Source organism: Flavobacterium sp. PS2 (assembly GCF_046250155.1).
Classification (GTDB): Bacteria; Bacteroidota; Bacteroidia; order Flavobacteriales; family Flavobacteriaceae; genus Flavobacterium.
In genome coordinates this window covers 4452516-4471226 of sequence record NZ_CP176426.1, presented here as the reverse complement: position 1 = coordinate 4471226, position 18711 = coordinate 4452516, and the positions used below count along the sequence as shown (strand labels likewise).

The following is an 18711-nucleotide window of genomic DNA, read 5'->3' as shown; positions in this document are numbered from 1 at the left end:
TGCTAATCTTTTTAATGTTATTTTATGTTATTTAATTCAAGGATTCTTGTTCTTTTTGTTCTTTATAAAATGTTATTTCTTTAACCCATTTGGAGCAATGAGGTTCTCTTATTATCGAAAAATGATCTCCTTCTACATCTATTACTTCTACCTGTTCAAAATATGGACTCCAACCTAAATCATAGGATTCATTTGTAATTACCTGATCTTTTACTTTGGCTAGTGTAATAGGAACCTGATGCTGAATATCCATTTCGTAAGTACAACTCATAGATACATCAAAAACATCCCATAGTTTTCCAAACATTTGTTCATTTACTGTTACTCCATTTGTTGTAATGAAATCATATAATAATTCCTTTCTAACTGTATTTTTTTCTTGTAGAATGGCTTGTACTCTATTTTTTAAAGCTTCTATTTCTACTTTATCAAATATTTCAGGGAATAAATTAAGGAACAAAACAGTTTTATCCATCTCGTTGCTGGATAATGTATTAGGAAAACAATCGAGCATAAATATTTGTTTAACTTCTATACATAATGCTTGTAACTGCTTTACCATTTCATAACTAATTAGTCCGCCAAAACTATGCGTAACAAGATATATCGCTGAGTCTGGTTGTGCTATTTTAGCAATCTCAGCTACATTATGGCTAGCCATTTTTCCTATGCTGTCTAATGGTTTTTTATTATCAAAAATTCCTTGCATAGTGATTCCATAACAGTTTCCATATTTAGAGAACTGCTCTGCTAATTCATAATATCCGTACGCAATACCCGGAACGCCTGGTATAATAAAAACATTAGGTTTTTCGGGTACTATCTTATGAAATTGTATCAAATAAGAAGACCCTTCTATGGTACTTTGTAATTCGTTAGTATCTAGCTGACTTAGGCTATGCTCGTTATTTTTTGTACTCGATGAGGTGTTTTTATTACTTAATCCGTTTTCTGAAATTACTGCATCAATGTCTTGATGTTTATCATGAACGGCTGCATTATATTCCTCTAATAAATGCTCAGCTAAACTTTCTATAGTTGTATTATTGTAAAATACTGACGGTAATAATGAAATCTCATAATAAGCATTCAGCTCAGAATTTAATTCGGTTAGTAAAATTGAATCTACTCCATATAATGCTAAATCTTTATCTCTTTCTATTTTATTTTTATCTAGCTTTAATAGATCTGCAATCAATAAGTGTAACTTATCCGTGAGCGCTTCTCTAACATTTTTTCTAATTTGTTCTACTGCATTTTCATCCTTTTTCTTTTCAGTAAAATGGTTCGTAATAACATTTCCTATTTTTTTCGAATCTCCATAGGCTACTATTATATTTTGAGAATTTGTAGATAAAATTGTTTCAAATAATTCTAATCCTACTTCTGTTGGCATTGGTTTCATCCCCCATTGAGTCTCTAAATAGGCTATTTGTTCATTTTGCAATCTCATTCCTCCATCTTGCCAAAATCCCCATCCAATACTATAGGTTTTACCTTGTCTGTTTCCTTGTAATCGTTCCTCTTCTCTATATAAAGCATAATTATTAAGATAGGCATTGGCTGCAGCATAATCTGATTGCCCAATATTTCCTAATTCACTTACGATAGAAGAAAATAGCATCATAAAGTCTAAAGGTTCATCTTTACATACTTCGTCTAAGTGTTTTAGTCCTTCCATTTTTGGAGTAAAAACACTTTTAGCTTCTTCTTCTGTTTTGGCTAGGATTAAACTATCTTTTGTGATTCCTGCTGCGTGAATGAGTCCGTTTATATTTCCAAACTTTGTTTTAATTTTAGAAATTGTATTCTGTACTTTTTGCTCACTTGCTAAATCACAAATCATGTAGGTTACATTTGGCAAATTCCCAATAAAATCTTGTTGACTTTTATTTAATCTTTTACGTCCTAAAAGAATGACTTTAGCTTTTTTATGACTACTTATATGTGTTGCCAAAATGCGTCCTAAACTCCCCATTCCTCCAGTAATCACATAGAGACCATTTCTTTTAATAGCTGTTTTTCCTTTAGAATTTGGAAGGCTAACTAGTTCTAGCTGTTTACAATTTCTGTTTCCTTTCGTATATTTAATTTCCTGATCTGTTGATGCTATTTCATTTTCAATTATTTTAGAAATAACGACACTATTTGATATTGTAAACTCCTTATCAACTCCTATCATTTTTGTTATGATTTTTGAGTTCTCTAGCGAAGCTGTTTTTAATAAAGCACTTAAAAACGCTATGTCTAACTGCTTATTTATAGGATATGCAAAGATTAGTTCGACAGTTTCTTTGCTTGTTATCAATTCCTTGATTATTGCTATTGTCTTTTCAAAATAAGTTTCGGCAGAATTGGCTTCAATCACAGCTATATCCGTATTTAATAATTCATGAAAATGTGCTGCCATTTCTGGAGCAGCATCACAGATTACTATTTTACGTTTTACTTCGGCATTTCTTTTAGCACTTATTGGAGTCTCTTTCCAAACTGGTTTATAAAATTGTGCTTGCTCAGTTGTTATTATTTCTGGCGTTATTTTTCTTTCTGGTAGAAATAATACATTCTGAAATGCGATTAATACTTCTCCATTCAGATTACAAATATCAACGTCATAATTAATGACTTCATCTGATTTGTTGTTTTTACTTTTTCGTACATACGACCATATATTCTCTTCTAATGGTTGGTAAATATCAATCTGCTCTACGCTAAAAGGAAATAGAAGTCCTGTTACTTCTTTTTCTAAATTGATCCCTATACATGTTTGCAAAGCACTATCCATAATACCTGGAGTCAAAGCATATCCTTCTCCTTTTGGCAATTCAATTTTAGAAATTGCTTCAGAAGAGTTATACCACAAGTGTTGCACTCCTCTAAAAGAGGCTCCTAACTCTAATCCTATTTCTTGGTATGTCTTATAGAAAGCATCTCTGGAAATACTTTTGTTAAGAGATTTTTTAATTTTCTCTATATCATGTTTTATAGGTGTTGAGACTTCGATTGAGATCAGTTCTCCTTGGCTATGAATTTGTTTTTCCGAACCCAAAGTATCTTTTCCTTCTATGTTACTATATACAACATATTGAAGGCTTCCCTTTTGTTTGATGATTTCTGTTTCAATTTTTACTTCATTTCCTTGATGCCATATAGGCTGAAGCCATAACACGTTTTTAAATTGCGTAATATGTTTTTCTATACTCTTTTCTCCAGCAGTTTTGGCTAGCTCTAAATAAGCTACTCCTGGTAATATTTTTTTATTTCTAAAAATATGATCTCTAAAAAAGTGCTCTTCTCCTAAATAAGTACTGCTAAATTTTTGAATTCCCTCATCTACGCTTACACTTTGATGTAACAAAGGATGTCGTTTTTGTATTCCTTGATTCGACTCGATAATGGTATTGTTTTTTAACCAATACCTGTCTTTTTCAAAAGCATACGTTGGTAAGCTTATTCTTTGAGGTTTCTCTTTATTATCACTATATAATTTATTCCAGTCGACAGCTACGCCCATAGCCCATAAACTGGCCAAAGACTGATATTCATTATGTTCTGTAGCATATTTTATATAAGCTTCTCCCGCTCCGTTTGACAAAAAGGTCTTGAATTGATTTTTTTCTTTCGCCGAGATTGCGCTTGAACTTACAGTACTCTTATCGTTCTTTAGCTTAATTAAAAAGTCTGTTATAGAATCTGTTATAAATACGCTACGGAATTCCATCGATTGACGTCCTACTTGCAAAGTATACGCTACATCTTCAATAGAAATTACTGGTTTTTGCTCCAGGTAATCAACAAGTTGTTTTATTTGGCGTTCAAGAGCTTTCTCACTTTTTGCAGATATTGGTATAACAAACTCTTTATTAGAACGATTTTGTTGATGCTTATTTTCATAGTCTTCTACAACCAGATGGGCATTTGTTCCGCTAAATCCAAAACTACTTACGGCTGCTCTCCTTGGTGTTGCATCAGCAGTAACCCAGTCTTGTATTTTATTTGTTATATAAAAAGGACTGTTTTCTAAGTTTATTAAACTATTTGTCTTTTCATAATTTAAAGTTGGCGGTATTTTTTTATGCTGTAATGCCAATATTACTTTTTGTACTCCTGCTACTCCTGCTGCATAAACGGTATGGCCTATATTAGTTTTTACACTCCCTAATCCGCAATAATTAGTGTTATTGGTTTGTTTTCTAAAAGCACGTGTTAATCCTTCAAACTCTATAGGATCACCAAGACCTGTTCCAGTACCATGCGCCTCTATATAAGTTATGCTATCTGGGTGAATATCATATTTTTGATATACTGCATTTTCTAATTCTTCCTGAGATTTCATACTTGGTGCTAAAATCCCATTTGTAGTTCCATCCTGATTAGTTTCTACTCCTTTTATAATACCATGTATATAATCGCCATCTCTTTTTGCATCTTCTAATCTCTTAAGTACCAGAACGCCTACCCCTTCTCCTGGTACAAACCCATTGGCACGATGATCAAAAGCATAACATTGACCGTCTTTACTTAGCATACCTGCCTTGCTTGATAATTTGTAAAATCTAGGTGTTGTATTAATAAATACGCCACCGCTTAATGCTACATCAATTTCTTTGTGATATAAACTTTTGCAAGCCATCTCTATTGCCACCAATGATGATGAACATGCTGTATCTATAGCAATAGCAGGACCTTTTAAATTAAGGAAATAGGATATTCTTGAAGCTAAGATGGCACTACTATTTCCCCAATAAATTGCTGCATTTTCCAGATTATTTGTTTGCACATAATCTCCTTGTCCTGCTCCAACATATATTCCGCATTTTGCCCCATTTAACTGATCTGATACAATAGCTGCATCTTCAAAAGCCTTCCAGCAATGTTCTAAAAATAAACGTTGTTGCGGATCCATACCCTCCGCTTCTTTACCAGATATTCTAAAAAACAGGGGATCAAATTTATCTATGTCTCTTAAAAAACTTCCCCATTTACTATAGGTTTTATTAGCTACTTCCTGATCTGCAGAGAAATGTTCTTCAATATTCCATCTATCATTTGGTACTTCTTCTATAAGGCTTTCCCCTTCTTTTATTTTTTCCCAAAAATCATTTAAATCCTTTGCACTACCATATTGCCCACTCATTCCAACTATAGCTATATCCAATGCTTTGGCGTTTTGATTGGATTTTTTACTTTCTGTAGAATTACGTAATGGAATTTCTATCTGTGACGTTCTTGCCGAATTGGCTCTTACAATGACTTTACCAATATTATTTCTGTCTTCTAATATTGTATAGGCTTTTTTATAATCTTCAAAAGCAACTTCTGTACTTATCACTGATTTTAAAATTCCCTTTTCTATATATTCTTTACATTCAGCCCATAAGCCTTCAATATATTCTCGATCTTCGCCTATTAATTTTCTTAAATCAACTGCTATAAAGGTTTGATTGTTTGAAAATTTACTCAAATCGATTTTATTTGCTGATTTTAATGCTGTCATCGATAACTCTATATACTGCCCTCTTTTTCCTAAACAATTGATTCCTTTCTGAATATTTTCGCCCGAAAGCGTATTCACAACAACCATTACCCCTTGGCCATTCGTTATTTTATTTACTTCTTCTTCAAAATTTTGTTCTCTATAATTAATCGTATATGGAACTCCTATTTGCTTTAAATAATTTATTTTATCATCACTGCCTGCTGTGGCAATAATCTTTAATTCAAAATATTTGGCTAATTGTACAGCAATATGTCCGATACCACCTGTGGCGGTTTGAATTAAAATATAATCTCCTTTTTTTATCTGTACTCTCCTAAAAGCTTCTACCATAGTCATCGCTACTGTAGGAATTGCACATGCTTCTTCAAAAGATTGATTTTCGGGTATGGATAACAGCTGTAATTCATTAGCAACACAATGTGTACTATGCAATCCGTAACTCCCATCAGTCATTACTATTACTCTATCTCCAGTCTTAAAATTGGTTACTCTTTCGCCTACTTCCATAATCGTTCCCGAGGCCTCAAATCCTGGCGAAAAAGGATACGGAGGCATTGTAGGATATAATCCTTTTACACAAAGTAAATCCCCAAAATTGAGCGAGAAATGAGAAATCTCAACCAGAACCTCATCTTGTTGTATTGCGGGTAAATTAAATTCAACAACCTTAATATCTGCTATCGTGGCAGGTTTTTCTAACCATAGGCGTTGCGCTTGACTTTTTTCTTTATTTATAAAAAAAGCTGTTTCTTCTTCTTTTATTGTTTCTACTGGTTGCTTTAAGACTTCATTCTCTAGCCTGGTTTCATTTTTTGATACTGCTGGCTGCATAGTAAAAGCCGAACTATGTTCTTCTGCCAAGTATTTAGAAAATTCTTTTATGGTAGGATAATCAAATAATATTGTAGTTGGAATTGCATCTGTTAGCGTTTCATTTATTTCCTTTATTAATTCTAATCCTATAATTGAATCTACTCCATAATCAGACATTGGTGTTATCTCATCAAATTCTGAAACCTCCATTTTTAGCACTAAAGCTAATTTTGCCTTTATAAAATTTTCTATCTCTCTAATATCTACAGTTTGTGATGATTCCGTAGCATTGTTAGAATCTATTGCTGCTTTATCCGATTTAATTTCTCTAACACTTTGTGCTACTTTAACCTCCTCTTTTACCAAGATAATTTCGCCATCACTTTGAGATATTATAATTTGTTGAAATAATTCTTCGTCTTCTGGGTAATTCATCGCATTGACAAAGCCTGTATCTGTTAACACTTTTTGCCATCCCACGGTAGATAATCCCGGGCTACCTTCCAGCCTTACTTCTGCATCTTCATACAACCACCAGCCATCGAGCAATCCAAATGTGAGGGTTGCGTATATATCATTCTGAGTTATTTCATTTAATACCAACACTCCATTTTTCTTGAGCACTCCTTTTATATTTTGAAGGCTATTTCTAATGTTTTTTGTTGCATGTACTACATTTGCTCCAATTACCATATCAAAACTTCCTAATGGGAGTTCCTGATTTTCTGGTGACTTTTCGATATTAAAAAGTTTAGTTTCCAGATAAGGCGCAATGCTTTTGTAATGCTTCTCTGCATGAAACAAGAAGCTTTTGGATAAATCTGTGTATACATAACTTATTTTATCTTTGTATGCACTTAATACCTTAAATAATAAATTACTTGTTCCTCCTGTACCTGCTCCAACTTCCAGGATAGTAAATTTTTCTCCTTCTCCTAAGGCTTCAACATTATCTGCTACAATATTTTCTACTACCTGACATAGTATATCATTAAAATAATCGGCTTGTTCATTCCCTTTATAGACTCCAGAAACCAGCTCCATACTTCCATCAGGAAACATTACATCTGTTGCATTAACTTTTCCTTGAAATATGGACTGTAACCCTTCCAGACATGCAAATAATAATTTAGCATGATTTGCCATTTCTGGCATTTCTATAGTGCTTTTTTGTAATGTTACCTGCCAATCAAAATCTCTTAATTCATCCTGAATTACTTTAGAAATCGTTAGCATCCCTTCATTTTCGTGAAGATATTTATGGCTTTTCAAACTACGAATACATTCTTCCAGCAAACGAGTGTGTTTATCAATAACCTTTAATTCTATTTTTAACAGGTCTATTTCGTTAGCTATGTCATTTCTAAACCCCATACTCATAAAAATACTGAGTAAGGATTTATAACATATCCTTTCCATTTCTATAGCATTATTTTTTATAGTAGTCATTTTAATTTAAGATTTGTTTTGGAGACGTTAATTTGATTCTTTTAAGTTCTATTGTTGCCACTTTTGGAGGTTGAACTTTTTGCTTTTTCAATTGAAAAATATTCATTCTCTTAATTACGGCATCATTTAAAAATTTCATTACGAAAAGTTGACCGCTTTTTTGTGTGAAAACTTTTTCTAACGCTTGCATGCCTTCAGCTTCATTAATACTTCCTATACCCATTTGTTGCATACGTTGTTCGTACCCCTTAGTAGAAACAATTCCTGTATTCCCCCAATATCCCCAATGGATTACATAGGTTGGGATGCCTGATTTTTGCTGAACTTGTTTTGCTAAACTATCTTTATAGGTACATCCTGCTGCGTAATTAGATTGACCAGCTGCTCTAAAGAAACTTTGTGCTGAGGAATAAAAACAAATAAAATCCAATTCTTCCTGGCTAAAAGCCTCTATTAAATATTGACTTCCTACTGATTTTGGGTAGAATGATTTTGTAAAATCTTCTTCGCTCATATTGGCAATTATTTTATCATTGAGCACTATAGCCGAATGAAAAATCCCATTGATATCTTCAGATGTAAGCTTGATTTGTGTATACGCCGATTGCATGCTTAGCTTATTGCCTGCATCACATTGGATATATGTTGGAGATACTCCGTATTGTGCTATTTCTTCAATTGCTGCTGTAATAGTATCATCTTGCTCTTTTCTTCCTAACCAATACACTTTGGCCTGATATTCTTTTACTAAGTATGAAGTTGTAACTTTTCCTAAACCACCTGCTCCTCCTAAAATCACATATACTCCGCCTTTTCTAAATTTTGAATATTGCTTTTCTATTTTATCTTCTACTGGTACAAGTATATTTTGATATAAATTGAGATTTCTAATCGCAAATGATTCTCCCATTTTAGAATAGGAAACTTGAAGTATGCTCTTCATATCATTGGACTCCGAAACATCTACACTTTTAAAAACCCAGTTCATTTCTTCTTTTACCAATGAACCAACAAATCCAACAATACCTGCTCCTTTTTCAGTAACTATGTCCGAAGAAATTACCTTTTGAGTTTGTTTAGTTACAAATACTATTTCTAGTTTTTCGGTACTTCTTTTTTGTAAAGCTTTTATATTGTTAAATACATTTAATTCTATTTTATCAATTTGCTCAAGCACCTCGCTTTTATCATTTGCATCCCATATACCTTGTAAAAAATAAATAGATTTTATGTCCAGAGGAACTTCCATTACATCTCTATACCAGCTTACACTTCCTCCATTGGTTTGTATTTCTTTTTCTAATCTTAAAGAGTATTCATTTTTAGTTCCAATAAAAGCATTCTTTTTATGAGCAACCAGAACTTGATTTTCGAAAGATGTTTGCTCCCATACAGATTCATAATAAATTCCAATAGACTCACTATCGTTCTTTTCTTGCTTTATTTTTGGTTCCGGACTTAATTGTATCGACACAAAATCTCTCATTCCTATCAATACATTTCCATCCTGATCCAATACTTGCATTGAATATTTTTGTGTTCTGCTTTTTTCATTATGCTTTTGTACATAACACCAAGAAGCTCCCGATAGGTCTTTAGCATAGATATCTACCGCCTGAAGGCTATATGGTAATTGAACTCCTCCTTCTTTGTTATTAAAATCTACACCAATAGTTGCTTGCAATGCCGCATCTAGAACACCTGGATTTAATGCAACACCTTCATATGTAGGTAAATCAATGCTAACCAAAGATTTATGATCATTAAAATACATTTTTTTGATTCCTTGAAAACTATCACCATATTCTAAACCTACCTTTTTAAAAGCCTCATAACATACTGCGCCTTCTTTCTCTCCTTGCATTTGTTCTTTTAAAAGCGAAATATTGTATTGCAAGGGTTGTTTTAACTCTTCTCTGCCCAGTTTTATCTCGGCATGCGTTATACTTTTCCCTTCTTCATTACTTGATATTTGAACTACAATTTCGCTTTTATCTTTAGATACCAGAGTGGTAACTTTTTTTGTTTTATTTTCAACTTTTAATGGTTTCAACCAAGTAATGTCTTTGAGTTGTAATACCTCCTGATGTGTTACTTCTTCTAATACTTTTCTAGCCAATTCTATATAGGCAACTCCTGGAAATAGTTTTTCAGAATTTACCAAATGATCTTTTAAGAACGTTTCGTTTCCTGAGAAATCACTTTGAAATTTAATTCCTTCCAAATCCGAAATGTTTTCATGAAGCATAGGATGTATCTGTGTGGCTTCTTTTGATTTTACAACACTTTCGCTAGCTTTATCAATTTTAGAAAACCAACAATGTTTTTTTACAAAAGGGTATGTAGGTAAGCTTATCTTTTGAGGTAATTGTTTTTTATCATAGTACATAGACCATTCAGTCTTTCTTCCCAAACACCATAATTCTAATATCCTTGCATCCCCGGTTTCCCATAATCTTTTGATTTCAGTATCTGCTACATCGTCATTCATTAGTACATCTGGATTTATAGTTCCGTAATAATAATCTAACGAAACGCCATCCAAATAAGCATTTAATTGGGTGATTGCTTCCTCAATAGTAGTAGCATAAAAAGCGAGTCTATGCGACATTGCTTCTCTTCCTATCTGAAGCGTGTATGCAACTTCTTGTGGTAAAAGTTCTTCCTGATCTTTTATAAATTTCAAAAGCTTCTCTACATATTCCTTTAGTTGTTTCTCTGATTTTGCAGACATAACCCATAGCGGTATTGGCTGGTCATAGTTATCTTGCCTTTCTTGAATATTGTATTCTTCAATAATCAAATGAGCATTACTACCTCCTGCTCCAAAACTACTAATACCTGCTATTCTCGAGTTTCCATTAGTATCCCATGGTTCTAATATTTTTTGTACCCTAAATGGAGTATTACTAAAATTAATATTAGCATTTTGTTCCTCTGCATGAATAGATGGTACTAATTGTTTATGCTTTAATTGTAGTAACACTTTTGTTATTCCTGATATTCCTGCAGCCGATTCGCAATGTCCTATATTAGATTTTACAGAGCCAATCTTGCATAAATAATCTTCATCATCAACCTGAAATGCTTTTTTAAGACTCGCTACTTCTATCGGATCTCCTAAACTTGTTCCTGTACCATGAGCTTCGATATATGAAATTTCATTTGCGTTGAGGTTAGCCTTTTCCATAGCTCTTTTAATTACCGAAGTTTGAGCTTTTGGATTAGGTACCGTGTATCCATTCGTTTTTCCGCCATGGTTTAACGAAGCGCCTCTGATAACGCCATAAATATGATCTCCATCACGCTCTGCGTCAGACAATTTTTTTAGCAAAACTGCCCCAACTCCTTCAGATGGTACATAGCCATCGCCACCTTCTCCAAAACTTTTACAACGTCCTGTACTAGATGCAAATCCAGCTTTACTTAAAAGCAAATATTTATTAGGATGAATACTTACGTTTACTCCACCTGCAATTGCTGCCTTACAATCTCCGTTCATAATACTCTGGCAAGCCAATTCTACCGCTGTTATCGAGGAGGAACACATCGTATCGAGAGCCATACTTGGCCCATGAAAATTAAAGAAATAAGAAACCCTATTGGCTATACTACTCGGATTACCTACAAGATGAATCTGATTTCCTTTATGCTGTTCTTCTATACCATATAGTTGATATTCTTCATACATTACGCCTACAAAAACACCTACATTGCCAGTCATTTCATTTGCTTGAGTCGACTGTCCTAATTGCTCTCTTGTATAACCTGCATCTTCAATAGTTTCCCAAGCTGTTTGTAAAAACAATCGCTCTTGAGGCTCCATAATTTCTGCTTCTCGAGGAGATATATTAAAAAATAATGGGTCAAACTTATCTACTCCTTCTATAAAACCGCCCCATTTACTATAACTTTTACCTGATTTACCTTTTTCTTCATCATAAAAAGTGGTCATATCCCATCGATCATCTGGTATTTCGGTTATACTATCTTTTCCTTGTTTCAAATTTTCCCAAAACTCTTGTACATTATTTGCTCCTGGGTACTTTCCTGCTAATCCTATAATTGCTATTTTTTCTTCGTTATCTGTATTTTTGGCTACTGAAAAAGCATCTTGATATTTTGGATTGTCCTCCGCTATAAATTGACCTAAATCTTGATTTTTTTCTTCAACGACTTCATCCAAAAATGTTTCATTACCTTCTTCTTTATGCGATAATGAATACAATGAATCTTCATTTTTTAGCAACAATTCTTGTATTGTTGCTTGTTGGTTTTCTAGAAAATACCCTATTAACTCTTGAAGTGAATGGTACTCAAAAAATAAGGTTCTCGGAATATCATTAAAAACAGCATCAAAACTGTTCGTTAATTTGGTAATGCTAATCGAATCTATTCCGAAATCTTCAAAATATTTATGAAGTTCAAATCGTTCTTTAGGCAACTTAAATTCTTCTGATAAAAGATCTATTAAATAAGAAGTAATAAATGATGTTACTGTTTCCTGATTGTATTCTTTGTCTTTCTTCTCCTTTACCTCTTTTACAACCTCTTTAATACTTGCTTTATGTGTTTTAATTTTTTCTAATAAACCATATACTGGCATCATCTGCGTATGCTCACTAAACAATATGAGATCAAAACTATTGGTCCCTATCTCATTAGGCATTGGTAACATACCTGTTTGATTTTTTATATACTGTTTTTGTTCTTCAGACATTTTCATTCCCCCATTTTCCCATAGCGGCCAATTAATGCTTATGCTCTTACCAAATCGATGTCCTTGCTCACATTTTATCCTTCTGTAAGTCATAAAATTGTCCATGTAAGCATTGGCAGCAGCATAATCGCTTTGCCCCTGATTTCCCATTACTGCTGCTACGGCAGAAAAACTTACAAAAAAATCTAATTTTTCATTTTTAGTAACCTCATCTAAAAATCGTATACCGTCCATTTTAGGTTTTACTACTTCTGTTGCTTCTTCCATAGTTTTATGAATTATCAAACAATCTCTTATAATTCCTGCACTATGTATGATTCCGTCCAGACCACCAAATTGTTGTTTTATTTGCTGAAACTGAAGTGCTACTGATTCTTTATCAGATACATCGCAGCTACTATATACCACATTTGGATAGGAGTCTACTATTTTTTTATAAGCATCGTTACTAACACTTCTACCAGTAAGAATTACTTTTGTATTCTTGGTTTTCAAAATATGTTCTAAGAATATTTGTCCTAAACCACCCATTCCTCCAGTTAACCAATACACTCCTCCTTCCTTAATTTTTACTTCTGGAGTTTGTTTTTCTGGTGTTATGGCTTCCAAAATTCTTTCTTGTCGCTGTCCATTTATATATCGAACTTCTAGACCTTCCAAATTTCTTTCTGATGATAGAATTTGAAGAATTTCTTCTATACTCTTTCTAGCCGCATCTTCCAGAACTATAACTTTCCCTGCTACTTTAGAACATTCTAATTGAGCAGATTGAAGTAATGCTACCAAATATCCATATTGATTGTACTTGCTGCTTTCTATCACGATAGTAAGCTGTATCTCCTCTTTTGCTGTTATAATTTCTTTAAGCTTCTTAAAAATAACCCCAAATGCATCTTTAGGATCTTGACTATCTGATAGGACACTAACATTCAAACCATTGTACTTTATTTTTTCGGCTATCTCATTTTGAAATCCTGCCAAATAAACCAATTGCTTATTTTCTTTATCCTTACTTATTTGTGGGGCAGTATTTTTCCATACTTTATTAAAATATTGGATTCCTTCTTTGCGATCTTCTTGTGTTTTATCTTTATCTGCAGGAATGCTTTCTAATGGCAATAGTGTGAATTCATTTAACTTTAAAATCGTTTCTCCTAAACTATTTACCAAAACCATATTATATTTTCGGATGCCCGCAGCATTAGATTTAGTCGCTATTAACTCAACCAAACACCAGGCTTTGAGAGGTAGGTCTTTATAGATAGTAAGCCTTTGTATACTATATGGAACATAAATTATATTGGTTTTTCCTTCTAATGAAAGTCCTATAGTACATTGAAATATACTATCTAACATACCTGGCTCTAAAACAAACTGATCCTGCTTTTTAAATGTTAATTCAACTAGTGCTTTGTTCTGAGAATATTTAATATTTTCAATTCCTTGAAAGTTTTTTCCATAATCAAATCCTAAATCATTAAAGTGTTCATATATCTCCTTTTTATTCTTAGACAGAGATAACTCAGTTCTTATTTTCTCTACATCTAATCGTTCTGAAAGCTCAGTATTAGCGGATGTTTTTCTCAATTTACCTGAGCTATGTATAACTTTTTTCTCATTGTGAGTTGAAAATATTTGATATTGATATTCTGAACTTGCCGTTTTTGAGATTACAGTATTAAGCTGAGGCCAGTTTTCTTTATCTCTTAAAGGTTCTTGCCATGTAAGATCATATAATTCATTAATCTCAGTATTAGTACTAATTTCTCCTGCTTCTCTTGCCATTTCTATATATGCAGCTCCAGGGAATAAACCAGAGCCATTTACTATATGCTCTTTAATAAAATATTCTGTACCATTAAAGTCACTTACAAATCTCTGCGCGTTAAGTGTCGATGCATTTTGATGAATTAATGGATGTATTTTTGAAGTTTTTTGAGATTCTATTTCTGTTTCCTCAATCCAATATCGATCTCTCTCGAATGGATACGATGGTATTTTAATTTTCTTTATCGTTTGATTATAAAATAACTCCCAATCTATTTTTACACCTTGTGTCCATAATTCTGCTACAGTTTCTAATTCTGCATGTTTAATAGCACTTTCTACAAATAGTTTTCCCGAAATACCTTTTATAGTAGTGTTCTCTTGTACTCTTATATTATTTGTATAAAAACCTGAGACGCTAGATTTTTCACGATCCAGATTTAAAAAGTTTTTTAACTTCAATAGTAGCTCTTCTTTATTCTGTGCTACACAGGCAAAACGCTCTTCCATTGCAGTACGCCCTACTTGAAACGTATATGCCAAAGAGTTTAATGAAATATTTGGGTTGTCCTGAACAAACGATAATACTTTTTTGCCATATCGCTCTAGACTATTTTTATCTTTTGCAGATATAGCGATGATTACTTTACCATTTATCTCTTCTCCTTTTTCTGAAGGAGAAGGAATATATTCTTCAATAATAGCATGCGCATTAGTTCCGCTAAAACCAAAACTGCTAATGGCGGCTCTTCTTTTACCTCCTACATAATCATCCCAAGGTTTGAGCGCTGTATTTACATAAAAAGGACTATTCTCAAAATCTACAAATTCGTTATTTTTTTGATAATTTAAAGAAGGTGGCATTTGTTTGTGTTGCATTGCCAAAATCACTTTTTGCAATCCCGCTAATCCTGCTGCATGCAGAGTATGTCCAATGTTGGTCTTTACACTTCCAATACCACAGTAATTCTTTTTTTGTGTTTTTGTTCTAAAAGCCTTAGTAAGAGCTTCCACCTCTATGGGATCTCCTAATTTAGTTCCTGTTCCATGCGCTTCTACATAGCTTATAGTTTCTGGATTTATATTAAAAGTTTCATATACTTGTTTTTCCAAAGCTTCTTGTGATGGTGCGCTTGGTGCCAAAATTCCATTGGTTGCTCCATCTTGGTTAGTGAGTATTCCCTTAATTACGGCATGAATCATATCACCATCTCTTAGAGCATCGCTTAATCGCTTAACAACCACTACGCCTACACCTTCTCCTGGTACAAATCCGTTTGCTCTATGATCAAATGTAAAACACTGCCCATCCTCACTTAACATTCCTGCTTTGCTTGCCATTTTATGAAATAGTGGCGTGGCTGCTAAACTTATGCCTCCACAAATCCCCATATCAATATTTCTTGTTAACAGGTTTCTACAAGCTGCTTCTAATGCTACTAATGATGATGAACATGCTGAATCAATTGCTATTGCAGGTCCTCTTAAATTTAAATAATATGAGATTCTGGCTGCAAGAATTGAATTATCCATACCCCAAAAAACGGATACATGCTTGTTTTTTGGATTTTGTATATAATCGCTATTTCCTACTCCGGCATAAACTCCTACTTGTTTACCATCTAAATGAATTTGCGTTAAATTTGCATCTTCTAATGCATGCCAACAATGCTCTAAAAACAATCGTTGCTGTGGATCCATGTTTTCGGCTTCTATACCTGATATTTTAAAAAATCCTGCATCAAACTTATCCACATTATCCATAAAACCACCCCACTTACTATAGGTTTTATCTTCTTCCCCTTTAATAGGACTGTAATGAAGCGCAGCATCCCATCTTTCTATTGGGGTTTCTCTTATTAGACTTTCTCCTCCTTTTAGAGCTTCCCAATATTCTTCTAAATTAGAAGCTCCTGCATAAGCTCCGCTCATACCAACAATTGCGATATCACCTGAATCTATTTTTTCATCTATTGTTCGGGTTGCTATATACTCTTCCTTATTAGGTACTGGTATATTTACATTTTTGATTTCTATTATCTTGTGTTTCCAACCGTCCTTATTTTCGATAATATATTGCACCAATGATCGAATACTAGGATAATTAAATAAGTCCGTTGGTTGGATATCAATATTTAGTTCTTTGTTTATGTATTCGCTAAGTTGACTACTCAAAATAGAATCGTACCCCATTGTTGAAAAAGGTTCGTCTATATCAAACTCTTCCTGAGGAAGCTTAATTAGAGAAGCTGCTATTTTTTGTACTATGGCTAATACACTATTTTGATGTTCTTCACTATCTGAGGCATTTAACTCAAATTGATCCATCAGTCTTTTCTCTTCAGTAATCTTTTTTACTAAGTAGTCCTTTTTTATTCTGGACGTTAAACTTTTTGCAATCGTTTTTTTAGAAAACTTCACTGCATATAGTTCCTTTTTTTCGCCTTCCAGAATTTTTTCAAAGGCAATCATTCCTTCTTTTGCTTCAATGCTCCCTATTCCCATTTGATCCATTCGATCCGCATATTTAGCATCCGAAGCCACACCTATATTCCCCCAATATCCCCAATTAATGGTATATGCAGGTATATTATATTTTTGCTCAATTACCTTTGCTAAAGCATTTTTATAGGTACATCCAGCGGCATAATTGGCTTGTCCTGGACCGTTAAAAAATCCTTGAATAGAGGAATAAAAACACATAAAATCTAAAGGTTCGTGTTTGAATGCCTGAACCAAATTTTGAACTGCTATTGATTTTGGAGCAAAGGCTTTAGTAAAGTCCGAAAAACTCATTGCATAAAATGGTTTATCTTCCAGCACTAAAGCAGAATGAATTACACCGTTTATAGTTTCTCCACTAGATTTTATTTGTTCAAAGACAGCTTTTACATCTTCTAGTTTATTCGCATCGCATGAAATATAAACAGGCTTCCTGCTATATCCGGAAAAATCTTCTATAGTAGCTTCTATAGATATATCTAATGGTCTTCTTCCTAACCAATATACTTTGGCATTATATTTATTAATCAAGTGTTCTGTAGTGATTTTACCTAATCCACCAGCTCCTCCAAGAATTACATACGTTCCGTTTTTTCTAATTTTATTAGAATAAGGTAATGCAGGTAATACATCTATAGTATTTAATAGTTTCTTATAAAAACTTCCGTTTCTATACCCCACTAATGTTTCGTTTGCTTCTAGTATTTTAATAGCTAATTTTTCAAAATCTATTAACTCTTTTTCATTGATATCAATTACTCTAAAATTCCAAGTTGGCATTTCGGCAGCTACAGTACCAACTAAACCAAAGATTCCAGCTCCTTTTTCCTGAACTATATCAGGAGGGAAAACTTTCTGCGTCTGGTTTGTAATAATCTGTATCTGAGAATTATTAGTTTTTAATTCTAAAAGCTTTTTTAAACATATAAATACAAATTCTTCTTCTTTTCCATAAGATATACTTTCGTTATCATTGAGTACCAAAGAACGATCTGGAAATATAAATACATAATCAAAAGATCCTTTGATATTCTCCATAGATGGGGCATGAATTACGGCTGCACCATGTTTTGTAAATGCATTTTTAAAGTGAAGAAGTACATCATTAGTATCGCCCAGACATAGAATTTTCTTTTCCTGAAAAGGATTGGTTTCTTGATTGATTTCTTTAATCTCTTCCCATACTTCTTCAAAATATTGCAATCCGAAAACACTATTATCCGAAAACAACTTTACTCCTTCAAATACTAACAGGACTTCTCCTCCCGCACTAAGCAGATTAACGGTATAGAGTACCTCTTTACCTTCTTCCTTGATTACCTGACACCATTGTGTATCCTTAATATCTCCATATATATGCATTCCTTCAATGCTTTCTATCCTTGAAGTATTACTGTCTTGCTGCCCTTTTAAAGTCTGAAAAGCACTTTCAATTATATTTAATGGTAACACATACTGCTCATGTTCCTCTTTGGGAGTAACCCTTGACCATGACTGATTTTGTATTTGAAATACAGAATGAATACTCTGTAATTCATTACTATATTCAAATGATTTATTTGCTAACTGCTTATAGAATTCTTCTTTGTTTAACTCAGGAACTATACCCGCCAAGTGCTCCAATTTAATCTTCGTAGGTATAACTCTGGAAACATTTAATAAATTTCCTTGTGCATATATTGTTTTATGAAAAGCATCATTTTCCTGATAGAATTCAAAAGAGAATCCCTCTTTTTGTTCCCATAATTCGATATAAAGTACCAACGGGTCCTTTTCTATTATAATAGGCAGATTCCATTTAAAGTTTTGTATTACATTGATTTCTCCATTATTTACTTTACATCCTGCAACTCTTATCATCTCTATATAAGCTGATAATGGTAAAGTTTTCTTTCCTTTTATTTTATAATATTGAAAGAATGACTCTTCTCCTGTATATATAATCTTGAATTTCATGTGA

General features: G+C 33.2%; 2 protein-coding genes. Both read right to left on the bottom strand.

All coding sequences use genetic code 11. From position 1 onward, the window contains the following. Positions 1 to 31 precede the first annotated feature (31 nt). Positions 32 to 7762, bottom strand: a complete 7731-nt coding sequence (locus tag ACJ6WR_RS19470; protein ID WP_409416186.1) for an SDR family NAD(P)-dependent oxidoreductase — start codon at positions 7760 to 7762, stop codon at positions 32 to 34. A gap of 1 nt (position 7763) precedes the next feature. Further along, on the bottom strand, positions 7764 to 18707 hold the full coding sequence (locus ACJ6WR_RS19465) for an SDR family NAD(P)-dependent oxidoreductase (protein WP_409416185.1): 10944 nt from the start codon (positions 18705 to 18707) through the stop codon (positions 7764 to 7766). Positions 18708 to 18711: the final 4 nt, after the last annotated feature.